Origin of the sequence: Paraburkholderia silviterrae, assembly GCF_004353915.1 — a bacterium.
GTDB lineage: Bacteria > Pseudomonadota > Gammaproteobacteria > Burkholderiales > Burkholderiaceae > Paraburkholderia > Paraburkholderia silviterrae.
In genome coordinates this window covers 599,440-621,260 of record NZ_SMRP01000002.1, presented here as the reverse complement: position 1 = coordinate 621,260, position 21,821 = coordinate 599,440, and the positions used below count along the sequence as shown (strand labels likewise).

The following is a 21,821-nucleotide window of genomic DNA, read 5'->3' as shown; positions in this document are numbered from 1 at the left end:
ACCGAGATGAGCAACGCGGTGAAGAAAGTCGGCGTCGTGCCCGCGACGCTGATGGTGGCCGGCAACATCATGGGCTCGGGCGTATTCATGTTGCCGGCCAACCTGGCCGCCACCGGCGGCATTGCGATTTTCGGCTGGCTGGTCACGATCACGGGCGCCGTCGCGCTGGCGCTCGTGTACGCGAAGATGTCGTCGATCGATCCGGCGGCCGGCGGCTCCTATGCCTTCGCGCGCAAGGCGTTCGGGCCGTTCGCGGGCTATCAGGTCAACATGCTGTACTGGCTGTCCGCATGGGTCGGCAATATCGCCATTGTCGTGGTGGGCGTGGGATATCTGAGCTTCTTCATACCGGCGCTCAAGAGTCCGCTGGCTCTCACGCTTGCGGGTATCGCGGTGCTCTGGCTGTTCGTGTTCGTGAACATCCTCGGGCCGACTGTGATGACCAAGGTCCAGTCCGTGACGACCTTGCTCGCGCTCGTGCCGATCGTGGGCGTAGCGATCATCGGCTGGTTCTGGTTCAAGCCGGGGTTGTACATGTCGGCCTGGAACGTCAGCGGGCATAGTACTTTCACTGCGCTGCAAAGCACGCTGAACGTCACGCTGTGGTCCTTCATCGGCGTGGAGACGGCAGCGGTGTCGGCGGCCGTGGTCGAGAATCCGAAGAAGAACGTGCCGATCGCCACGATTGGTGGCGTGCTGATTGCCGCGGTTTCCTACGTGCTGTCCACCACGGCCATCATGGGCATCATCCCGAACCACGCACTGCAGGCTTCGGCATCGCCGTTCGGCGACGCCGTGCGCATCATGCTGGGCGAAAGCGGTGGGGCGATCGTCGCGCTGTGCGCCGCGCTTGGCTGTCTCGGCTCGCTCGGCGGGTGGATTCTCGTCACGGCGCAAACGGCCAAGGCCGCGGCGGACGACCGGCTGTTCTCGCCGATCTTCGGCAAGGTCAACAGCAAGGGCGTGCCGGTTGCGGGCCTCGTCATCGTGGGCATCCTCATGACGATCGTTCAGTTGACGTCGATCTCTCCCAATGCGAGCAAGCAGTTCGGCGTGATCTCGTCGGTCAGCGTGATCTTCACGCTGGTGCCTTACATCTACACCTGCGCGGCGTTGCTCGTCCTCGGGCACGGCCACCTCGGCTCCAGCAAGAGGCGCTACGCGGCGATCATGTGCGTGGCCTTTGGTTATTCGCTCTGGGCCATCGTGGGCTCGGATCAAGGCCAGGTGCTGTGGTCCTTTGTAGTCGTGCTCGCCACGACGGCGCTCTATGCGCTCAGCTACAACCGGACTCACCCGGCAGCGTTCCCCCTCGACGAATCACCGGGATCATGAAGTTACGGCAGGCGCGCGCGATATATGAGGCGCGTCTGCCGACGCGTGCCAACAGGGCGTGACCTGCTTTTACCACGCTGTATTGCCGCGTTATTTCCGCACCCGCCGCGCGCGGCAGCCCGCATTCGTTGCTGCGGCGCGCGGCTCATTCAGGGATTCACCCACCATGACTATGACGATGCATTCCGGTGCACGCCGCCTTGGCATGAAGGCGCTGCTCGTGCATGAGCAAATCGATTCGAATACCGCGGGTGGACGGGCCGCTCAGGCGCTCGTCGCCGGGCTGAGTGATTACGCGGTCGATGTGACGCTCGCCTTGAGCGCCGACGACGCCATCGCCGTGATCAACGCCGACCCATCCGTGCAGTGCCTGCTGCTGAGCTGGGACCTTGCCTGCGTGGGCTCTGGCGCCGGCACACGCGTCGAGGCGGACCACCGCGAAGCGCAAGCCGTGCTTGATGCGCTGCGCGCGCGCAACGAGCACGTCCCCGTGTTCCTGATCGCCGAGCGCTCGAGTGCGTCGAGCGTGCCCGTAGAGGCCATGAGGAAATGCGACGACTTCATCTGGCTGCTCGAAGACACGACGGCGTTCATCGGCGGCCGTATCGTTGCGGCCATCGAGCGCTATCGCGAGACGGTCTTGCCGCCGATGTTCCGCGAACTCGTGCGCTTTGCGCGCGTCCACGAATATTCGTGGCACACGCCGGGGCATACGGGCGGAACGGCCTTCCTGAAGTCGCCCGCAGGACGGGCGTTCTTCGAGTTCTTCGGCGAACCGCTGTTCCGCTCGGACCTCTCGATTTCGGTGGGCGAGTTGGGTTCGCTGCTCGATCACAGCGGCCCGATCGGCGAGAGCGAGCGATACGCAGCGCACGTGTTCGGTGCACACCGCAGCTACCATGTGACGAACGGCTCATCCACGTCGAACCGTGTGATTCTGATGGCGAGCGTCACGCGCAATCAAGTGGCGCTGTGCGACCGCAACTGCCACAAGTCGGTCGAGCATGCGATGACGATGTCGGGCGCGATTCCCACGTATCTCGTGCCCTCGCGCAACCATTACGGCATCATCGGGCCGATCATGCCCGAGCGGCTCACGGCCGAAGCGGTGCGGCTCGCGATCGGGCAGAACCCGCTGGTCCAGGGGCGCGAGGGAGTGCGTCGCACGCCGGTTCACGCCATGGTGACGAACTCGACCTACGATGGCCTGTGCTACAACGTCAAGCGCGTCGAGGCGCTGCTCGGCGAGAGCGTGGACCGGCTGCATTTCGACGAGGCATGGTACGGCTACGCGCGCTTCAATCCGCTCTACCGCGACCGCCATGCGATGCACGGAGACCCCGCCGAACATGACGCGAGCAGGCCCACGGTCTTTGCGACCCAGTCGACGCACAAGCTGCTCGCCGCGCTCTCGCAGGCCTCATATATTCATGTGCGTGACGGGCGCAACCCCATCGAACATGCGCGCTTCAATGAAGCGTTCATGATGCATGCGTCCACGTCGCCGCAATACGCCATCATCGCCTCGAACGACGTGAGCGCCGCCATGATGGACGGCGCGGGCGGTGCGGCGCTCACGACCGACGCGATCCGCGAAGCGGTGGCGTTCCGGCAAATGCTGAGCCGCCTGCATGCGCAGTCCGGCGACGAGGACGACTGGTTCTTCAATGCCTGGCAGCCCGAATCGGTAGTCGATCCGCAGACCGGCCGCCGTTTCGCCTTCCATGAGGCGAGCGAAGACCTGCTCGTTTGCGAGCCCGCGTGCTGGGTCCTGCATCCAGACGAAAGCTGGCACGGCTTCGGCAATATCGAAGACGACTACTGCATGCTCGATCCGATCAAGGTGTCGATCGTGACCCCGGGTGTCGCGCCGCAGGGCGGGCTGCTTCCTGCCGGCATTCCTGCGTGCATCGTGACCGCGTATCTGGACCGCCAGGGCATCGTGGTCGAGAAGACTACCGACTTCACGATCCTCTTTCTCTTCTCCATCGGCATTACCAAAGGCAAGTGGGGAACCCTCGTCAATACGTTGCTGGATTTCAAGCGCGATTACGATGCCAATGTGCCGCTCGCCCGCGTGCTGCCAGCGCTCGTGGCAGCCCATCCGAAGCACTACAGCAAGCTGGGTTTGCGCGATTTGTGCAACCTGATGTTCGACGCCATGAAGGAGCTGAAGACCACCACACTGATGGCGAGTGCGTTCTCGACGCTGCCCCATGCCGACTACAGCCCGACCGAAGCCTACGAGAAGCTCGTCAAGAACGAAATCGAATGGGTGGGGCTGGAGCAGATGGCAGGGCGCACGGTGGCGACGGGGGTGGTGCCGTATCCGCCGGGCATTCCGCTCCTGATGCCAGGCGAGAATGCGGGCGATGCCGACGGTCCGTTCCTTGGCTATCTGCGGGCGCTTGAGCGCTTCGATCGTCGCTTCCCGGGTTTCGCGCACGATACGCATGGCGTCGAGGTGGTGGATCACGCCTATCGCATTGCCTGCATCAAGGCGAGTGCCTGAGCACGAAGTGCCGTTCTCCCCGCGCCGGGGAGCGGCACTGTCACGGTGTTTTCCGCCGGCGGCTACGGCTCGCGCTCTCGCTGATCCAGCATCGGCTGCTATTGCGTCTCGACGACGGCCGCTATCCGCTCGGGCCCGCCACCTTCGCGCGCGGGCCGCTCGTGCGTTTGCGCGGCTGTTTTCAGGTGCCGCCGGGTTCGAGGTGGCGCTCGCCAGGCCCCGTGTACGCGTAAGGTATCTGCCGCGGCATCGGCCCTTTGTTGCGCTCGCCGCGCCCGCTTTGCTCCCAGGCATGCGCGAGAATGCCCACCGCGCGTGACAGGCAGAACACGCCGCGTGCGAGTTCGGGCGCGAAGCCCAGTTCCGCGTAGATCACCGCGGTCACGCCATCGATGTTCATCGGCACCGGCTTGTCCTTGCGCTTTTTCAGAAGTGCTCCAATTGCGCGCGCGATCTGTGCATAGCGTCCGCCGATGATGCCCGCTGCGACGCGCGCATCCACGAGCTCGAGCAGCCGTCCGGCACGCGGATCCACGGGGTGGAAGCGATGCCCGAAGCCCGGCAGATATTTTCCCCGCGTCGCGATGAACGCATCCACGCCCGCTTCGACCGCCTCCTCGAGCGCGCTGCCCGCGTCGATGCGACCGGCAATCGCCTCGTAGAGCTCGACCGCCTGCTGGCCCGCGCCGCCGTGCACGTCGTCGAGCGCGTTGAGCGCCGACGCCATCGCGCCGTTCAGCGGCAGCCCGCAACTCGTCGCCATGCGCGAGATCGCAATCGACGGCGCCTGCGGCCCATGGTCGACCGAAGCGACGAGCGCCGCTTCGAGCAGCGACGCTTCGCCTTCACCGGGCAGTTCGCCGCGCAGCATCAGCCAGATCATCTGCGCGAAGCTCACGCGGCCGATGAGCTCCTGGATCGGGTAGCCGCGCACGGCAATCGACCCCGGATGAATGTCGATGATCGACGTGCGCCAGTAGTCGGCGCACAGCGCGGCGAGATCGGCGTTGTGCGCGGCGGGTGTTGAGGGCGAGGAGGGCGAAGGGGGCTTGCCCGATGCGTCGTTCGTCGTGGACATGATCAGATGACTCCTTGCGCATGCAGCGCGTCGATCTGCGCGGCGTCATAGCCGAGTTGCGCGAGCGTTTCGCGCGTGTGCGCGCCGAGCGTGGGTGCGGGCGTGGCGGGCGCGGCGTCGCCGTCCGAGAGGCGCAGGCCCGCGCGCGTCACGCGCTGCGCGGCCTCGCCCTGCGCCGCAGCGAACTCGCGCACGAAGCGCCGCTCGGCCAGATGAGGATGCGCGAGAATCTGCGGCACCGAGAGCACGCGGCCCACCGGTACGCCGCGCGCAAGCAGGCGCGTCTCCCAGTTCGCGGCGCTGTCGCCCGCGAGCGCGGCCTCGATCTCGGCCTTGAGTTCGGCGCGATGTTGCTTGCGCAGATCGCGCGCGGCGAAGCGTGCGTCGCGCGGCAAGTCGGCGCGGCCGATCACCTCGCACAAGCTCTCGAACTGGCGCGTCTCGTTTGCAGCGATGTTCAGCAGGCCGTCGCCGGTCCTGAACGTGCCCGAGGGCGCAGCGGTGAAATTCTCGTTGCCCATGGGCGTGGGCTCCACGCCCGCGTTCAAATAGTTCGACACGACCCAGCCCATCGTCGCGAGCGTGGCTTCGAGCATCGAGACGTCCAGACGCCGGCCGCGCCCCGTCGTGCGCGCATCGACGAGCGCCGCGCAAATGCCGAACGCCGCCGTGAGCCCGCCCACCGTGTCCGAGACCGGATAGCCCACGCGCAGCGGCGCGCTCCCGGCGTCGCCGGTCACGCTCATCACGCCCGCCATGCCCTGGATGATCTGATCGTAGGCGGGGCGGGGCGAGAGCTCGCCGGAATCGCCGAAGCCGGAAATCGCGCAATAGACGAGGCGCGGATTCATTGCGGATAACTGATCGTATCCAAGGCCCAGGCGATCCATCACGCCGGGGCGGAAGTTCTCGACCAGCACGTCGGCGTCTTTCACGAGCTCGAAGAAGATCGCCTTGCCGCGCGCGTCCTTCAGGTTCAGCGTGATCGAGCGCTTGCCCGCGTTCACCGCCACGAACGAAGCGCCCATATTGCGCGCGGCGGCCTCCTTGTCGGCGCCGAGGCGGCGCGCGAGATCGCCGCCCTCCGGGTGCTCGATCTTGGTGACGTCGGCGCCGAGAAGGGCCAGTTGATACGCACAGAATGGCCCAGCGAGCACGTTCGACAAGTCGAGAACGCGCACGTCGGCCAAAGGCAACGGAGTCACTGTGGCGTCTCCTGAGCAAGGAAAAAGGGCATCGCAGCCGTATCGTTCTGCCTGCCAGAACGATGTTCTATGAAAGGTGAGCGGATGATAGCGCGGGCCATCTGGCGCTTCGGCCCAGGGATTTTACGGAGCGCAATGCGCCTGCATCGTCTGTGCGACCACGCTGCGTACGAAAGCACGGGCGGGGCCTGGTGCAGGGCGGCGCATTCGTGTCACGACCAGCCAGCCACTGGTAAGCTCAATCGTCCGAAGCATGTGCAACATCATCCATATGCTTCGCTGACCATTGCCAGCTTGCGCATGGATGGCACAGGGCGATGCCGCAGACCGCGAATCGGCGGTCGGAACAGACGACCTTTCAGTCAGGAGACGATGTGAACAAAAAAGTCTTCCCTGGAGTCATTGCGCGAGCGTTGCCGGCAACGCTCGCCACTTCGGCTTGCGTGGCGCTCATCGGCGCTGTCGTGCTCGGAGGCTGCGCTCATCAGCAAACGCCAGGCGAGCCCGTGCCAGCGCAGTCGAACGTGCCGTCGCCGCTCAACGACCTCGGCGTCGGACCGGGCGAGGGCGGGCAAGGCGGCGAGGGTGGCACGAGCGCGGTCGATGCGCGCGCAACGGATGCGCTCGACGCCATGGGCGAGTATCTGCGCTCGCTGCGTAGCTTCGAGGTGGACGCCGACACTTCCACCGACGTCGTGCTCGACAACGACCAGAACGCCGCGCTCCTGCGTCACGCAGTGCTCAAAGTGAAGCGGCCCGATCGCATGCGTGCCGACATCACCGGCAATGGCAATGTGCGCGGCCTTGTCTACGACGGCCATCGCTTCACGATCTTCAACGAAAAGAAGGGCTATTATGCGCGGCACGACGCGCCACCCACGCTCGACGGGCTCGTGCGCGATCTGGCCGCCAACTGGCACATCGAGACGCCGCTCGCCGACCTGTTCTATTGGGGCAACGGCAAGTCGGACGACGCCGCAATCAGCTCGGCTCAGACGCTCGGCGTGGAGAAGGTCGACACGCGCAGCTGCACACACTACGCCTACCGGCAGGCGGGCGCGGACTGGGAACTGTGGATCGAGACAGGGCGCCGAGCGCTGCCGTGCAAGATGATCATCACCGATACGACCCAGCCGACGCGTCCGCGCCATGAAGTGACGTATCACTGGAGGCTCAATGCGGCCTTCGCGGCATCGACATTCGTGTTTCATCCGCGGCCCGGCGCGCGGCAAATCGAGCTCAAGCCTGCCGATCGTCCGCCTTACGAGGAGGCGGAATGATGAAGACGAATCACGCACAGCGAGCGATCGCCGCGAGCCTCGTTGCATCGATGGTGCTGGCTTCGCCCGCGGCGCTCGCGTTCCGCGGTATGGCGCGCACCAGCATTCATCCAATGGGCGGCAATTTCGGCGGCGGCCAGCTCACGCGGCCCGGCTTCAATGGCGGCGGCGAACAGTTTCATGGCGGACCACCGGGACCGCAGCCGGGACCTGGACCTGGGCCTGGGCCGGGACCGCATCCGCCCGGGCCGCCGCCTGGTCCTGGGCCACATCCGCCGGGGCCGCCACCCGGGCCGCCGCCTGGTCCCGGGCCGCATCCGCCCGGTCCGCCTCCGCCATACTGGGGCGGCGGGTGGTACGTCGATCCGGTCGCGGCAGCCGTCACCGTTGGCGTGACCGCGGCGGTGGTCGGCTCGATGGTTGCGACCCTGCCGCCTTCGTGCAGCGCCGTGGTGGTCGGCGGCACGACATACGAGCAATGCGGCGCGACGTGGTATCGACCCCAGTACATCGGCACGCAGGTTCAATACGTCGTCGTGCCGGCGCCATAGTTATGCGAGCCGGCGCGTAGAGGCAAAGCGTTTCAATGCACATGTCCCGGTCATTGCCGATGACCGGGACGTCGATTTTCCTGCGAACGCGACCGACGCGAACGGCACCCGGCGGCGCGCTCATTCGTCGTTTTGCCCGGATGTTCAACGACGCGAGAAAGCGCGCGGGGCGGGGCGCCGAGATTTTGCACTTGCGAGCCATTAGCGTCTAAGCGGATGCACCGTAGCAAGCAGCGGCTGCATGGATCAGGGCATTGGCCTAATCGCTTGGGGGGCGAAGGGACTTAAGCAAACCTTAAGCTCCCGGCGACGAGACTGTCGGCTAAGTCTGAAAGAATGTGCCGATGGAATGAAAGCGATTTACGCCGATCTGAAACGTGCCCGCATGCGCCCGACCTCGAGTCGCGTCGCCGTTCTGCAGTTGTTTCATGAATTTCCGTACGAGCATTTGACCGCCGACCAGGTCTTTCGGCGCGTCCCGCCCGCGACTGAGCAATGCAGCCTCGCGAGCGTCTACCGCGCACTTGCGCAGTTGCTGGACGCCGGGCTGATCTCGAGCGCGTGGATTGGCGAGCAGCGCGTTGTGTACGAGCTCAATCGCGGCACACGCCATTCGCATCTGGTTTGCAGCGATTGCGGCACGGTTCGCGATATCGACGACAGCGCACTCGAATCGCAGCACGAGGCCATTGCCGCCGCGCGCGAGTTTCGCTACGCGAGCGCCAGCCTCGTGATCTTCGGGCGCTGTGCGCAATGCGAGGCGTCGCTGGATTCAGCCGTACGGCGTACGGGGGCGTTGCATGGGGTGGATCGGCGCGCGGAATGAAGCTGGCAGCAGGCGGTTTGGAACTGGGTGGTTGGGGAATTGCGCGGGCTGGTGGCTGAGGGGGCTGTAATTTTTGATTTTACATAACACAAATTATCGACTTTTTGTTTGTAGGTCCCAAATAGAAATGTCCGATTCTGGCTCATTAGAAATGTCCGATTCCTGCCCTGGTTGAGGCGCTTCTTGCGTACGATGCGGCGACCATTACCTACAGGAGCGTCATTCGCTATAACCAGCTCGTTAAGCCAGAAGACAAGGTGTTCTAACGAGTGCTCAAGGATTCAGCGTCATAGAGGATTTTGTTCGCGCGACAACCGGCGCCTCAAAGCGCAAGCAGATCACCGCCAACACAAAGCTTGAGGACGACCTGGGTGTGAGCGGTATCGAGGCCGAAGCGTTCATGGAGAAGTTCTTCGACGCATTCGAGCTCGATATTGGCGACTTCAGCTTTGATCGCTACTTCGTGAACGAAGGGTCCGGCATCGTTCTGTCGCTCATCACCCTTCTGTCCAGGAAAAGACGCGAAGCGCTCAACCGCGTTCCTCTTACGGTCGGGATGCTTGTCGATGCCGTGGCGCCAAGTCGATGGGATTCACGGGCGCTGGAAGCCAGGCACAACGGGTAACGCACCGGCAACAAGCCTCGCTCCCACTGGAGGACCGCCACGCTGCCATTGCCATTGCCGCTGCCGCAGACCGGACCTTCCTCCCCCCCGCAGGACGGCGCGAAGCTACGCACTTCTATTGCCGCGTCTCCACGCTCGTGAACGCCAAACACGGTCTGGCCCGTGACGCCGAGGCGGCGCTCGAATTGCGCCAGGCTGGCGAAATCCGGCCGCAGATCGAGTACGGCAGTGGCATCGCTCAACTGCGCGATAGTCCAGATGGGGCCAACGTTGACGGTGGCAGGCGCAGTGTTGCCGAACAGTGTCCGGCAAAAGCGTCGCCCCGCCGCTCCCCTCAATCGTCAGAATCGCCCGGAAAGCAGATATCCCGCTTGCGGCACTTGCGCCTTCAGCCCGAGTGTCTTGAGAATCCGGTAGACCGTCGCAACCGACGCGGACAAAACGGGCTTGCCGAGCCGATCCTCAACCCTCTGAATGGAGGGCAGCGACGGCATTTGCACGCATGCCGACAGCACAACGGCATCCGCGTTGCGGATATCGAGGCGATCCGCATGCGCAACGAGGTTCGCAGGATCGAGGCGCCCCACTTCGAGATTGTCCGCCACCTCGAGGCTGATGGAATCCGTCACCTCGATGTCTTCGCTCTCGATGTAGTCGATGACTTGCTGCGTCAGGGGCTTCATATACGGCGTAATGATCGCCACTCGCTTGAATCCCATCGTCTTGATCCCCTCCACCAGCGCGCCGGCTGAGCTCACGATCGGCGTCGGCGCACCATTGCCCTCCACCACCTTTTTCAAGCGTGCCTCGGACTGGCGATGATAGCCGGCGCCCTGGCACATGATGGCGACGAGGCAGGCGTACGCCAGCACATCGCATCGCGCGTCGCTGAGCTCGAGCGCGCAGCGGTCGCTGTCCACGTCCATCTTGCGCAGTTCCTCCGGTGTCACGTGCATCATCCGCATGCGCGCCGAGTGAAACGTAAAGCGCTCTTCAGGAAGGAGTCCGTAGCGCGACGTCAGCATTGCGGGAATTTCCGTCTCCATCGTGGTGTTGGAGCTCGGTACGATCTGACCAATCCGATAGTGCTTCATTTCAAAATCCACCTTTACAGAAGTCATCAATTGCCACTCGTCAGTTCGACACCCCGCGTCTCGCGGAGCGCAAACACGAGCAGTGCGGCGCACACATAGGCGATAGAAGCGATGCAGTACGTTTTTGTGAACCCTATGAACGGCATCAAGGCGGGCACCAGCTTGATGCCGGCAATCGCGCCCACCCGGCCGAAGTTGAAGCAGAAGCCGGCGGCCGTCGAGCGCACGCTGGTCGGAAACAACTCCGCATACCACGCACCGAATCCGCTGAAATAGCCTGTGAAGAATCCCAGCGCCGCGCTGAGCAACCCGATGACGAGGATGTTGGCCGCCGTCATGGCAAGCTTGCCGTGGGTCAGCGGAAGCATCGTCACGCCATAGGCAAACAACGGCACAGCGATCGCCACACCCACGAAGAAGGCCGCGAACGCGCGCCGCCTGCCGTAACGCTCGGCGAGAACGCCGTAGTAGAGGTAGCCCAGCGTTGCGCCAATGCCCGTCCACACGAGGAATACCGGTGCTTCGTCCACGCGCACATGCAGAACACTCTGAAGATAGGTGGCTGTGAACGTGGTAATGATCCAGTAGCCGAACATGCCGAGGATGGAGATCACCAGTGCGATGAGCGTCGTGCGCCGGTATTGCGGCGTGAAGATCTGCGTAAGTGAAGCCTTCGTGGCGTTTTTACGGAGAAATTCCCGGTTGGCCAGCCAGAGCGGGGATTCCTTGACGAAGAGGAGAATGATTGCGCCCATCGCGTAAGCCGGAATCGACGCAAGTATGAAGAGGCGGCGCCACGAATCGGGATCGTTCGCGTTGAGAAAACTCCACGCAAAAATTGCGGCCAGCAGGCTGCCGCCGGACCAGCCGGTCTGCAGGAGCGAGATGGCTCTCGCCCGGCCCGATGCTGGCCAGATTTCGCTCACGAGTGCGACGGCGGCCGACCAGAGACCACCCACGCCGATCCCCACGGCAAACCGGTACACATTCAGCTCGGTCAGGCTATGAGCGAATCCGCACAGCAGCGTACCGGTGCCATAGGTCAGGACCGAGATCAGCAACGTGCGCTTGCGCCCGATCTTGTCGGAGACATTGCCGAGAAAGAATCCGCCGATGCCGGTCGCCAGGAGAAACCAGGCAACCGTCGAAACGACGTCACGCAGCGTTGCGGAGAACGTGTGCGCAACGGAAAGGATGACGAACCCAAAGATCGTGGCATCGAGCGCATCGAATAGCCATGCGCCCCAGCTCCCGCCCAGGTTGACGAGGCGTCCGGTACGCGAGAGTTGACCCGGCGCTTCGGTGGGCTTGTTTTCGACCAGCCCGGTGACTTCCGCTGTTTTCACTTGCTCCTCCATTCGCTTCTCGATCGAATGTCTCGTATCGTAGTGAGGCGCTGAATCGGTGTATATCAGTCATTGGCGAGCCTGCCATCGTCATCCGCGATGGCAGTATCGGATCGCGGATAACCGATCAGGAATGCGAACGAAGGTGATCGAAGAAGAGGCGCGCGACGGGAGACAACGCATCCACGCGGCGCACACAGATGAAGAGCTCGCGCGTCGCCCACGGCTCGGCGAGCTTTAACGTGCGGGTTCCCGGGAGATGATAAATCCCGGCATTGCCGGCAGGCAGAATGCCGATGCCCACGCCAACTTCGACCATGCGGCACAACGCATCGTAGGACGACACCTCGACGTTGGCGCGAAGCGACTTGCCGTGCCGGCCGGCGGCCGTGAGCATCTGAAAGCGCAGATGCGTGCCTGCACGCAGCACGACATGCTCGTAATCGAGTGTCTCGCTGAAGGTGACTTCGTCGCGTTCTGCAAGCGGGTGCCCTGCCGGCACGATCACCGTGAGTTCGTCGCTGCGAAACGGATACACCTCGATATCGGCGCTGTGCGGCAAATAGGTGAAGATGCCGATCTCCGCCAGATTGTTGGCGATGCCTTCGGTAATCGTAAGACTGTCGTGCTCGTGAAGCGAGATATGCACTTCCGGATAGCGATCATTGAATGACTTGACGAGCGGTGGCACAAAGGTCGCAACGGCCGAAATATTGGCGAAGACGCGCACCGTGCCGCGTCGGCCATCCGAAAAGTCCCGCATGCGCGCGACAATATCGTGCAAGCCGTCAAGCACCTCGCGCGCCAGCACCGAAAGGTTCACGCCGGCTGCGGTCGGCGTGATGCCCTTGTTGGTTCTCACGAGCAGCTGGGTGCCGAGCATCTGCTCGAGCTCGCTTAGCCGCTTGCTCACGGCCGCCGCGGCAATATGTTCGCGCGCGGCGGCGCTGGCGATCGTGCCGTCCTCCACGACGGCTATGAAGAGCCGCAGCGACAGCGGATCGAGCTTCATGACACCCTCCACGCGCGGCGATCGCCTGCGGGGACCCTGCCGTGCACGTCAAGCCTTCCCGGAGGATGGCCGTGCGTCGATCCACTCCACGATATTGCGCACGGTGTCGCCATAGAACGTGCGATAGAGCTCACTCGAAACGTAGCCGATATGCGGCGTGGCAAGCACGTTGGGCAGCGTGCGGAACGGATGATTGGCATCGAGCGGCTCGCGGTCATACACGTCGAGTGCGGCACCGGCCAGCCGCCCTGCTTTTAGCGCATCGACGAGCGCGGCTTCGTCGACGATCGGGCCGCGCGACGTGTTGATGAGCCGGCTCGTCGGCTTCATTTGCGCAAGCTCCGCAGCCCCGACGAGGTGGTGCGTGCGCTCGCTCAGGCGGACGTGGATCGAGAGGAAATCGGATGTGGCGAAGAGCGTTGCCTTGTCGACAAGCTGCACGCCCTTTTCCTGAGCACGCTCCGGCGTCAGGTTCTCGCTCCACGCAATGACGTTCATCCGGAACGCACGGCCAATCACGCCCACGGCAGAGCCGATCCGCCCTAGCCCCAGCAGGCCCAGCGTCTTGCCGGCCAGCTCGGTGCCGAGCGACACCTGCCAGCCGCCACTTCGCAACGATTCGTTCTCCAGAGGGATATTGCGTGCCATGGCGAGAATGAGCGCCCACGTGAATTCGATGGTCGGCGTCGACGAGTAGCCCGTGTGGCGGACTTCGACGCCGCGCTCCGCGGCCGCCTCGAGGTCGATCGCGGCGTTGCCGGGTCCCGTCGAGGCGATCAGCTTCAGCTTCGGCAGTTTCTCGATGAGCTCGCGCGAAAGCTCGGTTCGCTCGCGCATTACACACACCACGTCGAAAGGCTCGAGCCGTTTGGCGATTTCGTCGACTTCGAAAAGGTGGTCCGTAAAGACGGTGATCTCCGCACGCGCCTTGAGCGGCGACCAATCGGCCTCGCGCAGCGCGATGTTCTGGTAGTCGTCAAGAATCGCAACCTTGACCGGGAGTGAATGGACCATGGCGCAACTTCTCCTTTTATGGTGTGCGCATCGTTGGAGCGGCGGAACTCGAACTGTTCCGTGCGGGAACGCGTGCGGGGCCGATCGCGGAACCTGTGCATCTTTGTCCCACGAGCGCCCTGTTGCGCTGACATCACCTCATGCCGTTGCGGCAGCCAGCGCCGGATAGTCGGTATAGCCGGCGCTCGTCGCGCCATACACGTTGGGCCAGTCGATCTGCGCCAGCGGCGCAACGCTCGCGAAACGGGCCGGCAAATCCGGATTGGCGATGAAGGGGCGACCGAACGCGACCATATCCACGAGCCCCTTCTCGATCAAGCGGTTGCCGCGCGCGCGATCGATATCGACGTTCGCGATGATCTTGCCGCGATAGTGCTCGCGGAAATGCCGGAACATGCCGTCGCCGGCCAGCGCGGCAAGAGGCGTCGCCCGGAGATCGGCCATCGCGCCCATCAGCAGCAAATGCGAGAGGTCGAATTCGTTGAGACGGCCAATCACATATTCTGCAGTCGCAAGCGTTTCGTCCGTGGACACGAAAGCGCCCGTTTCCGATGTCGCCGGACCGGTCTTCACGCCAACGCGCTGTGCGCCAACCGCATTGGCCACCGTTTCCAGCACTTCGAACAGCAAGCGTGCGCGATTCTCCACTGTGCCACCATATTCGTCGGTACGCAGATTGGTGCGCACATTCAGGAACTGGTTGAAGAGATAGTGGTAACCGCCCTGAATCTGCACGCCGTCAAATCCGGCCTCGATCGCGCGGCGCGCAGCATGACCGAAGTCTGCAACCGTCCGGCGAATCTCCTCCTTCTCCATGGGGCGTGGAATCACGGTCTCTTGCTTGCCTTGCGCGGTCACGCTCTGCTGTAGCGGATTGACTGCCGAGGCGGAAGGCGGCGCCTCGCCACCGTGGAAATCGGGGTGTCCGATCGAGCCCGTATGCCAGAGCTGCGCGACGATCCGGCCGCCGGCCGCATGAACCGCGTCCGTCACCACTCGCCAGCCACGCACCTGGGCGTCGCTCCATAGACCCGGCACGTCGGCCCAGCCCACCGCGTGCGGACTCACGAAAACCCCTTCGCTGACGATCAGCCCCGCCGACGCGCGCTGCGCGTAGTACTCGGCATGCAGACGGTTGGGCGCGAGTTCGGGATTGGCCGCGCGCATGCGCGTGAGGGGCGCCATCACGATGCGGTTTCGCAGATCGAGGTCGCCCAGCCGGATTGGCGTGAGCAAGGGCTGGTTGCTTTCCGGAGGCATGACTTTCCTTTCGTATGACATTGACGGGCTCACCCAATCACAATGGCGATCGACATTGAGTTTAGGTGTGGCCGCCCGGCAAAGTCAATGTCAATCGTCATTGTCTTTTCCGAATGCGGTGATAGGGATCGAACCGGGCCGCCTGCCTGCAGCAGCCCCAGCGCCGATGCCTTCAACGTCGCAGCCGCGCGCGGCATGGGCGAAGAGCTGACCAATCTCTTTGCTGAAATCACGCATCCATGCGCGCTTCGCGCCGGACCGCCTGGGGTGGAACGCCAAACCCGCGCATGAAGGCTTCGCGCATGTGGCGGCGGTCGCGAAAGCCCGTTTCTCTCGCAATGACCTCGAGCGGATGGCGGCTCTGCTCGATCATCAGCCGTGCGGCCTCGAGGCGCAGCCCTTCGATAGCCTTGGCCGGAGATTGTCCCGTCTCCAGCGTGAACACGCGGCTGAACTGGCGAGGGCTCAGATGGACGCTCTCCGCCAGTTCCTCCACCGTCAACGCGCGGCCCAGGTTCTGGCGCGCATAGTTCAGCGCGTTCTGGATGCGATCGGACTTCGGCGCAAGATCGAGCATTTCCGAATGCTGCGACTGCCCGCCCGCGCGGCGCTGATGCATGACCAGCTTATGCGCCACCGAACGCGCCACGTCCGCACCCAGATCCTTCTCCACCATCGCCAGCGCCAGATCGAGGCCCGCCGTCATGCCGGCAGAGGTCCAGATGGGGCCATCGACGATATAGATCCGGTCTTCCTCTACGCGGATGTCCGCAAAGCGCTTCTGCATTTCGCGCCCGAATGCCCAATGCGTCGTGGCGCGCCGGCCGGACAGCAAGCCCGCTTGCGCCAGCACGAACGCGCCGGTGCAGATGCCGGCGATGCGCCTCGCGCGGGGCCCCTTCTCGCGCAGGAAGGCAAGCATCTTTTCGGGTGCCGGTGAGGCGAGCGGATCGTTCACCCCGCCAACCACCCACGTGTCCACATCGATCTTTCCGCGCAGCGCCCGTGTGCTCACCGCGATGCTGAGCGACGAGCGCACTTCGCCGCCGCCAACCGAGAAGTTCTCGAGCGCATAAAACGGCTCGCCCGCGACCATGTTCGCGTACTCGAAGACGGCCTGCGGCGCGAGCGCCATGATCTGAAAGCCGTCGCTGATCAAAAAGCCGATCTTGTGCATGTCCGTTCTTCACCTGCCAATGTCCTGAATCATACACATCTGTGTCATTTCCGTCATGCCGGTTTGAAGCCAGAATGCACTCACCCAAACATCAACGCAGTTCGAAACGGAGTGACATCATGGATCAGGCACACAAAGGTACGGCCCTCATTACGGGCGCATCGTCGGGCATTGGCGCGGTCTATGCCGAGCGGCTCGCACGGCGCGGCTATGACGTGATTCTGGTGGCGCGCAACCGCGACCGGCTGCTCGCCCTTGCCGAGCGCATCACGAACGAGACGCGCCAGAGCGTCGAAATCGTGGACGCGGATCTCGGCGAGCGCGCCTCGCTTGCCGCCGTCGAAGCGAAGCTCAAGCAGGACGCCAGCATCACGCTGCTCGTCAACAACGCGGGCGTGGGCACGCACACGCCCCTGCTCGACAGCAACGTCGACGCGATGACGCAGTTGATCGACCTTAACATTACCGCGCTCACGCGCCTCACGTACGCCGCGATTCCGGGGTTCGTCGCGCGCGGCAAGGGTGCCGTTATCAACATTTCCTCCGTCGTCGCCATCTCGCCGGAAACGCTCAATGGCGTGTATGGCGGCAGCAAGGCTTTCGTGCTCGCCTTCAGCCAGTCGCTGCACCACGAGCTCGCCAGCAAGGGCGTGCAGGTGCAGGCCGTGCTGCCAGGAGCCACCGCCACCGACTTCTGGCAGACCGGCGGCCTCCCGATCGAGAACCTGCCCGAGAGCATCGTCATGTCGGCCACCGACATGGTGGACGCAGCCTTGACGGGTTTCGAGCGCGGCGAGCTCGTGACGATCCCGTCCCTGCATGCTGGTGAGGAGTGGGAAGCGTTCGAAGCTGCGCGCCAAACGATGGCCACCCATCTCTCGTCAAACGTTCCCGCGTCGCGCTATACGACGGGGCAATGACCGCAACACTGCGCTTCCATAGGAGCACTAACGCTGCCCTAACGGACACTCACGCGGACACTCACGCGAGGAACACACTATGAGCACACTACTTGAAGAGGCCATGCGGGCGCACGGTGGCATCGAAAACTGGACGAAGTTCGGCGCCGTCTCGGCCGAACTCGACATCGGCGGCGCCATCTGGCACCTGAAGGGCCAGCCCGATATTTTCAAGGGCATCGAGCTGGCTGCGAACCTGCGTGACCAGTCCATGGCGATCGCGTCGCCGACCGGCGGCTGGAGCGGCACCTACGCCCCGGACGTCGTGCGGATCGGCTCGCTGGACGGCCGTAACGTCGAAGAGCGCCACGCGCCGCGCGCGGCGTATGAAGGCCAGACCCAAGAATCGCCGTGGGATCGCCTGCATGCGCTGTACTTTACCGGCTACGCCCTCTGGACCTATCTGACCATCCCGTTTCTCTACACGCTGCCCGGCTTCCATACGGAAGAACTACCCGCGTGGAAGGAGAACGGCGAAGTCTGGCGGCGCCTGAAGGTCACGTTCCCTGAATCGATCACCAGTCATGCACGCGAGCAGATTTCGTATTTCGGCGAAGATGGTTTGCTGCGGCGCCACGACTACACGGTGGACGTGATGGGCGGCGCGCGGGGCGCGAACTACGCGTCGGACTATCGCAACGTGCGCGGCATCATGGTGCCCATGTCGCGCCGTGTTTACGCTTACGACGACGCGGGGCAAAGAGTCGACGAGCCGCTGCTCGTGTCCATCGATTTTCGCAGTATCGATTTCCAGACCGAATAACCCCGACGCATCAGCGAGGAGCACATGAATCGCCGGAGCTCGTTGGGGCTCCAGCGTGCTCATCTATCTGGCCCAATTCGAGTCGAATATTATTGACGACCTGAATCAGCCTGGGACGCACTTCCTGAAAAAGACGCTCGGCAGAAAGGTCTTGTGTCGCCCCGCCTACATTGACGACCATCACGGGCAGGCCCCTGCCCGGCCTGAAGGGCATGCCGATGCCACTCACGCCCTTCAGCCACTCGTCCACGGACGAGCAACATCCCGTTTGCGCGTACTCCTCGAGCGCCTTGTCGATACCGCGCTTGACGCTCGGCCACGCCCCCTCGTCGAAAGAGCGGATCCGCTCCAGCAACTCCGCGCGCTCACCCGGTTCGATCGCGGCCAGATACGCGCGGCCCATCGACGTGGTGGCGAGCGGTATGCGCGTCCCCACGTCCATATTGAGCGTCACAACGGAGTTGGCGCGACAGCACTCGAGGTGCAACATCGCCGTTCGGTCGCGTGTTGCCAGTGCCACCAACGAGCCCACGTCGGCGGCGAGGTCCTGCATCAACGGACGGGCGATCTGCCGCACATCGAGCTTGACCAACATCGCGCTGCCAAGCGCAATAGCGCCTGCACCCAGGCGGTATTTGCCGGTTTCGGGCATCACATACAAGTAGCCGAGCTTCGTGAGCGTATACGTCAAGCGGGTGATGGTCGATCGCGGCAACTGGCACCGCTCCGCAATTTCATGATTGGCGAGGAACGTGTCGCCACTGCGAAAGCAGCGGAGCACGTCCAGCCCCCTCGCCAGTGCGGTCACAAAGTGCCGATCGCCGTCGCCGTCCGTCAATGCATCGTTATCGGACACCAGGCTGTCGCTCGCGCACTTCTCCGGGGAAGCGGTCCGCGTGTTCGAAGTCATATCATTCTTCCGAAAGAACAGAGCCAATGTACAAGAGCAACCGGCCAGTCCGCTCGGCCCACGCTCCCGGAGAGTAGAAGCAAGCCGCCACCCGTTGAATGCCGGCAGCCGCCTCTCTCATCCCGGGGCGGAAAAATACCATACGGCCGGATGCAACGGATCAAAATCGCGGCACCCGGCTTTTGCCAATTTCCTTGCATGCCGGCAGAGCGGCGTTCAGCCTCGCGGCGCTTGCGCCGGTTTCATGGCCAAATCCTTGAGCGCATTTTTTAGAATCTTGCCCGTGGGCGCCGCCGGCAACTGTGCCATGAAGTGAATCTCGGCCGGGATTTTGTACGGAGACAATCGCGCCCGCAAATGGATTTTGAGTTCGTCGGCCGTTACCGTCACGCCGGGCGCCATTTCGACGAACGCGATGACCTCTTCGTTACCTTCGACCTCCCTGCCGACAACCGCAGACTGAACCACCGAGGCGTGGCTGTTCAGAGCCTGCTCCACTTCCGTGGGGTACACGTTGAAGCCCGAACGAATGATCAACTCCTTTTTCCGGCCCATGATGAAAACGCCGCCATCGGGCTCCTGCCGACCGAGGTCCGCGGTATTGAACCAGCCCTCGGCATTGATGGCCTCGCGCGTCATCTCCTCGTTGCGGTAGTAGCCCAACATGAGGTTCGGCCCACGCACCCAGAGCGCACCCACTTCGCCAGGCACCACGTCGTTGCCACGCTCATCGACGATGCGCAATTCCACGCCTGGTACTGGCTTGCCGACCGAGCAGTCGCGCCGCGGGTCGGAAGGCACCGTCTGCGTCACCGTCGGGGCCATCTCGGTTAGCCCGTAATTGTTTTGCAGCATCATGCCAAACGCCCTTTCCACATCCTCTTTCAGCTTGGGCGTCAACGGCGAGCCTGCCACGCCGATGAGGCGCAGACTGTGCTTGCTGATATCGGTACCCGTGCTGCGACACCAGTCCAGCAGTTTCGCAAACATCACGGGCACCCCAAAGAGGATGGTCAGACGCTCCTCCAGTATCGCGCTGGCAAGCGCAATCGGTGAGAACCGGTCTTCGAGCAGCAACGTGCTTCCGCACGCCAGAGCCGCCACCAGATTGCCGGACAGCCCCATGATGTGCGCCATGGGCAGCACGCCATAGACCTTGTCCTGCGGACCAAGACGGCGCACCGTGCGAATCACCTGGGCGATGTGCAGCATGTTGGCGTGACTGAGCATCACCGCCTTCGGCTGCCCGGAGGTGCCCGACGTGTAGATCATGACCGCCGTCTGCTTGCGTGGGTCGTCCCAGACCGGCTCGGCGATGGCCCGCTCATTGAGCGGTCCAATCGCAAACTCGCCGATGCCCGGCCATGATTCTGGAACCGCACCATGACGGGCAGCATGCTCACCCGCATCCTTGCCGACCGTATGGGTATAAAACGCGCGCCGCGCGCCTGAATGATCGAGGAACGTTTCGATCTCTCGCGCCGAGAGACGGGCATTGACCACCACGGCCCAGGCGTCGACCGCACTCAGCGCCATCACCAGGACGCCTGCGGCCACACAGTTCTCCGCAACGACCAGAACGCGATCACCGGGGCGCACGCCCAACGCAATGAGCCGCTCGCTCACATGACGGATTGCAGCATCGACTTCGCGGTACGTCAGGCGCCGCTGCTTGTCCTGCAAGGCAACGCCATCCGGACGCTGGCTGACCCACGGCTCGATAATTTGATGGATGCGCGAGTATTGCTCGCTCAACTGCCTGGCTTCTTGCATGGACACGTCTCCGTATTGGGTGTCGGGTATCGCTCGACAGCGTTCCGCTGTCATCGGCGTTGGCTCGATATCGGTTCATGAAACCGCATTGCAGAACACATCGCAATGATGATCGATTGCCGCAGCTATACATAGACCCAAAATACTAGGGATTCCGCCAATATTGACGCCCCGGAAGCCCAAGAACTAGACTTATATGCAGTTTTAAATTCTGCAATGCAGTTTAATATCCGAGGCCACCACAGGATCCGACCCCACCATGCGAGAAGCCGCCATTGTTTACTGGGAGACCTGTCATCGAACTGGCGATCAGGATCATCATCTCAAACGTTACCTGTCACGCGGAGAATGAAATGTCGGACAAGAAAGCAATTCTGGTCATTGGTGCAGGCGATGCAACGGGCAGCGCGATCGCGCGCCGGTTCGCCAGCGAAGGGTATATCGCGTGCATGACGCGCCGCCAGGTGGACAAACTCGCACCGGTCGTGGAGGAGATCAAGGCGGCCGGCGGCGACGCGTACGCGTTCGGCACCGACGCGCGCAAGGAAGAGGAAATGGTGGCGCTTATCGAGCAAATCGAGCGCGACATTGCCCCCATCGAGGTTGCGGTCTTCAACATTGGCGCGAACGTCCAGTTCAGCATCACCGAAACCACCGCGCGCGTGTACTTCAAGGTGTGGGAAATGGCCTGCTTCGGCGGGTTTCTCATGGGCCGCGAAGTCGCCAAGGCCATGTTGCCGCGCGCACGCGGCACGATCATCTTCACGGGCGCCACGGCCAGCTTGCGCGGCCGCGCCGGCTATGCGGCGTTCTCGGGTGCCAAGCACGGACTCAGGGCGCTCGCCCAAAGCATGGCGCGCGAGTTGTGGCCCAAGGGCATTCATGTTGCCCATCCGATCATCGACGGCGCCATCGACACTGAATTCATCCAGAGCAACTTCCCGCAGCGTTACGCGCTCAAGGAACAAGACGGCATCGTCGATCCCAACTCCATTGCTGAGGCCTACTACCAGATTCACATGCAGCCCCGCAATGCCTGGACTCACGAGACGGAACTGCGCCCGTGGATGGAGGCCTGGTAATCACGACGGCATAGATCTC

General features: G+C 63.4%; 20 protein-coding genes and 1 pseudogene. 9 read left to right on the top strand and 12 right to left on the bottom strand.

Translation table 11 applies throughout. The annotated features are described in order from the left end of the window. The first annotated feature begins 6 nt into the window (after positions 1 to 6). Both adiC and EYW47_RS07030 read left to right on the top strand, forming a co-directional pair. Positions 7 to 1,335: an arginine/agmatine antiporter gene (gene adiC, locus EYW47_RS07035; protein ID WP_133194112.1), complete on the top strand. Its 1,329-nt coding sequence runs from the start codon at positions 7 to 9 to the stop codon at positions 1,333 to 1,335. A gap of 166 nt (positions 1,336 to 1,501) precedes the next feature. After that, positions 1,502 to 3,847 carry an Orn/Lys/Arg family decarboxylase gene (locus EYW47_RS07030; protein WP_133194111.1) on the top strand — a complete coding sequence of 782 codons (2,346 nt, stop codon included), beginning with the start codon at positions 1,502 to 1,504 and terminating at the stop codon, positions 3,845 to 3,847. A gap of 181 nt (positions 3,848 to 4,028) precedes the next feature. Here EYW47_RS07030 and EYW47_RS07025 read toward each other — a convergent pair whose 3' ends face one another. Together EYW47_RS07025 and EYW47_RS07020 are read right to left on the bottom strand one after the other, a co-directional pair. Continuing rightward, a complete protein-coding gene (locus EYW47_RS07025) occupies positions 4,029 to 4,925 on the bottom strand; it encodes a citryl-CoA lyase (RefSeq protein WP_133194110.1) in 897 nt (298 codons plus the stop codon). 2 nt (positions 4,926 to 4,927) lie between these two features. Next, positions 4,928 to 6,130, bottom strand: a complete 1,203-nt coding sequence (locus EYW47_RS07020) for a CaiB/BaiF CoA transferase family protein (RefSeq protein WP_240763574.1) — start codon at positions 6,128 to 6,130, stop codon at positions 4,928 to 4,930. A gap of 374 nt (positions 6,131 to 6,504) precedes the next feature. Here EYW47_RS07020 and EYW47_RS07015 point away from each other — a divergent pair, with 374 nt between their 5' ends. The 4 genes from EYW47_RS07015 to EYW47_RS42400 all read left to right on the top strand — a co-directional run bounded on the left by EYW47_RS07015 (position 6,505) and on the right by EYW47_RS42400 (position 9,412). After that, positions 6,505 to 7,410 (top strand): DUF2092 domain-containing protein, encoded by a 906-nt coding sequence (locus EYW47_RS07015; RefSeq protein ID WP_165976508.1) that lies wholly within the window; start codon positions 6,505 to 6,507, stop codon positions 7,408 to 7,410. Further along, positions 7,407 to 7,961, top strand: a complete 555-nt coding sequence (locus tag EYW47_RS07010; protein WP_133194108.1) for a DUF6515 family protein — start codon at positions 7,407 to 7,409, stop codon at positions 7,959 to 7,961. The genes EYW47_RS07015 and EYW47_RS07010 overlap by 4 nt, the downstream gene beginning before the upstream one ends. A 241-nt stretch (positions 7,962 to 8,202) precedes the next feature. Then, the gene (locus EYW47_RS07005) at positions 8,203 to 8,787 is read left to right on the top strand and encodes a Fur family transcriptional regulator (RefSeq protein ID WP_240763573.1); all 585 of its coding nucleotides are present in this window, start codon (positions 8,203 to 8,205) and stop codon (positions 8,785 to 8,787) included. A 289-nt stretch (positions 8,788 to 9,076) separates the two neighbouring features. Next, entirely contained in the window at positions 9,077 to 9,412 is a 336-nt protein-coding gene (locus tag EYW47_RS42400; RefSeq protein ID WP_133194234.1) for a DUF1493 family protein, read from the top strand. A 62-nt stretch (positions 9,413 to 9,474) separates the two neighbouring features. Here the strand turns inward: EYW47_RS42400 and EYW47_RS42395 are convergent. The 8 genes and pseudogenes from EYW47_RS42395 to EYW47_RS06965 all read right to left on the bottom strand — a co-directional run. Continuing rightward, positions 9,475 to 9,750: pseudogene (locus tag EYW47_RS42395) on the bottom strand (PhzF family phenazine biosynthesis protein); the annotation flags it as partial. A 3-nt stretch (positions 9,751 to 9,753) separates the two neighbouring features. Further along, positions 9,754 to 10,506, bottom strand: a complete 753-nt coding sequence (locus tag EYW47_RS06990) for a maleate cis-trans isomerase family protein (protein WP_133194107.1) — start codon at positions 10,504 to 10,506, stop codon at positions 9,754 to 9,756. A gap of 26 nt (positions 10,507 to 10,532) precedes the next feature. Next, positions 10,533 to 11,852: an MFS transporter gene (locus EYW47_RS06985; protein ID WP_240763571.1), complete on the bottom strand. Its 1,320-nt coding sequence runs from the start codon at positions 11,850 to 11,852 to the stop codon at positions 10,533 to 10,535. A gap of 127 nt (positions 11,853 to 11,979) precedes the next feature. After that, positions 11,980 to 12,864, bottom strand: a complete 885-nt coding sequence (locus EYW47_RS06980) for a LysR substrate-binding domain-containing protein (protein WP_133194105.1) — start codon at positions 12,862 to 12,864, stop codon at positions 11,980 to 11,982. Positions 12,865 to 12,912: 48 nt separating this feature from the next. Next, entirely contained in the window at positions 12,913 to 13,878 is a 966-nt protein-coding gene (locus tag EYW47_RS06975; protein WP_133194104.1) for a D-2-hydroxyacid dehydrogenase family protein, read from the bottom strand. Between the two features lie 138 nt (positions 13,879 to 14,016). Then, positions 14,017 to 15,138, bottom strand: coding sequence for an alkene reductase (locus EYW47_RS06970; RefSeq protein WP_133194103.1), 1,122 nt, complete (start codon positions 15,136 to 15,138; stop codon positions 14,017 to 14,019). A 90-nt stretch (positions 15,139 to 15,228) separates the two neighbouring features. Then, complete coding sequence (locus tag EYW47_RS40785; protein WP_165976507.1) at positions 15,229 to 15,375, bottom strand: hypothetical protein; 147 nt, start codon at positions 15,373 to 15,375, stop codon at positions 15,229 to 15,231. Continuing rightward, positions 15,368 to 16,315, bottom strand: coding sequence for a GlxA family transcriptional regulator (locus EYW47_RS06965; protein ID WP_133194102.1), 948 nt, complete (start codon positions 16,313 to 16,315; stop codon positions 15,368 to 15,370). The genes EYW47_RS40785 and EYW47_RS06965 overlap by 8 nt, the downstream gene beginning before the upstream one ends. Positions 16,316 to 16,434: 119 nt before the next feature. On the opposite strand from EYW47_RS06965, the gene EYW47_RS06960 reads away from it, so the two are divergent. Next, positions 16,435 to 17,235 (top strand): SDR family NAD(P)-dependent oxidoreductase, encoded by an 801-nt coding sequence (locus EYW47_RS06960; RefSeq protein ID WP_133194101.1) that lies wholly within the window; start codon positions 16,435 to 16,437, stop codon positions 17,233 to 17,235. A 79-nt stretch (positions 17,236 to 17,314) separates the two neighbouring features. Continuing rightward, positions 17,315 to 18,037: a hypothetical protein gene (locus EYW47_RS06955; RefSeq protein ID WP_205710029.1), complete on the top strand. Its 723-nt coding sequence runs from the start codon at positions 17,315 to 17,317 to the stop codon at positions 18,035 to 18,037. Positions 18,038 to 18,047: 10 nt separating this feature from the next. Here EYW47_RS06955 and EYW47_RS06950 read toward each other — a convergent pair whose 3' ends face one another. Next, on the bottom strand, positions 18,048 to 18,947 hold the full coding sequence (locus tag EYW47_RS06950) for an IclR family transcriptional regulator (protein ID WP_133194100.1): 900 nt from the start codon (positions 18,945 to 18,947) through the stop codon (positions 18,048 to 18,050). A 216-nt stretch (positions 18,948 to 19,163) separates the two neighbouring features. Beyond that, the gene (locus tag EYW47_RS06945; protein WP_133194099.1) at positions 19,164 to 20,720 is read right to left on the bottom strand and encodes a class I adenylate-forming enzyme family protein; all 1,557 of its coding nucleotides are present in this window, start codon (positions 20,718 to 20,720) and stop codon (positions 19,164 to 19,166) included. A 353-nt stretch (positions 20,721 to 21,073) separates the two neighbouring features. Here EYW47_RS06945 and EYW47_RS06940 point away from each other — a divergent pair, with 353 nt between their 5' ends. Beyond that, positions 21,074 to 21,802, top strand: coding sequence for an SDR family oxidoreductase (locus EYW47_RS06940; RefSeq protein ID WP_133194098.1), 729 nt, complete (start codon positions 21,074 to 21,076; stop codon positions 21,800 to 21,802). Positions 21,803 to 21,821 lie beyond the last annotated feature (19 nt).

Coding starts and splice junctions, on each gene's coding strand:
- EYW47_RS06975 (WP_133194104.1), bottom strand. CDS start 13,878: ATGGTCCATTCACTCCCGGTCAAGGTTGCGATTCTTGACGACTACCAG.
- EYW47_RS07005 (WP_240763573.1), top strand. CDS start 8,203: ATGGATCAGGGCATTGGCCTAATCGCTTGGGGGGCGAAGGGACTTAAG.
- EYW47_RS07030 (WP_133194111.1), top strand. CDS start 1,502: ATGACTATGACGATGCATTCCGGTGCACGCCGCCTTGGCATGAAGGCG.
- EYW47_RS06960 (WP_133194101.1), top strand. CDS start 16,435: ATGGATCAGGCACACAAAGGTACGGCCCTCATTACGGGCGCATCGTCG.
- adiC (WP_133194112.1), top strand. CDS start 7: ATGAGCAACGCGGTGAAGAAAGTCGGCGTCGTGCCCGCGACGCTGATG.
- EYW47_RS06970 (WP_133194103.1), bottom strand. CDS start 15,138: ATGCCTCCGGAAAGCAACCAGCCCTTGCTCACGCCAATCCGGCTGGGC.
- EYW47_RS07025 (WP_133194110.1), bottom strand. CDS start 4,925: ATGTCCACGACGAACGACGCATCGGGCAAGCCCCCTTCGCCCTCCTCG.
- EYW47_RS06945 (WP_133194099.1), bottom strand. CDS start 20,720: ATGCAAGAAGCCAGGCAGTTGAGCGAGCAATACTCGCGCATCCATCAA.
- EYW47_RS06950 (WP_133194100.1), bottom strand. CDS start 18,947: ATGACTTCGAACACGCGGACCGCTTCCCCGGAGAAGTGCGCGAGCGAC.
- EYW47_RS06940 (WP_133194098.1), top strand. CDS start 21,074: ATGTCGGACAAGAAAGCAATTCTGGTCATTGGTGCAGGCGATGCAACG.
- EYW47_RS40785 (WP_165976507.1), bottom strand. CDS start 15,375: ATGCGTGATTTCAGCAAAGAGATTGGTCAGCTCTTCGCCCATGCCGCG.
- EYW47_RS06980 (WP_133194105.1), bottom strand. CDS start 12,864: ATGAAGCTCGATCCGCTGTCGCTGCGGCTCTTCATAGCCGTCGTGGAG.
- EYW47_RS07010 (WP_133194108.1), top strand. CDS start 7,407: ATGATGAAGACGAATCACGCACAGCGAGCGATCGCCGCGAGCCTCGTT.
- EYW47_RS06990 (WP_133194107.1), bottom strand. CDS start 10,506: ATGAAGCACTATCGGATTGGTCAGATCGTACCGAGCTCCAACACCACG.
- EYW47_RS06955 (WP_205710029.1), top strand. CDS start 17,315: ATGAGCACACTACTTGAAGAGGCCATGCGGGCGCACGGTGGCATCGAA.
- EYW47_RS06965 (WP_133194102.1), bottom strand. CDS start 16,315: ATGCACAAGATCGGCTTTTTGATCAGCGACGGCTTTCAGATCATGGCG.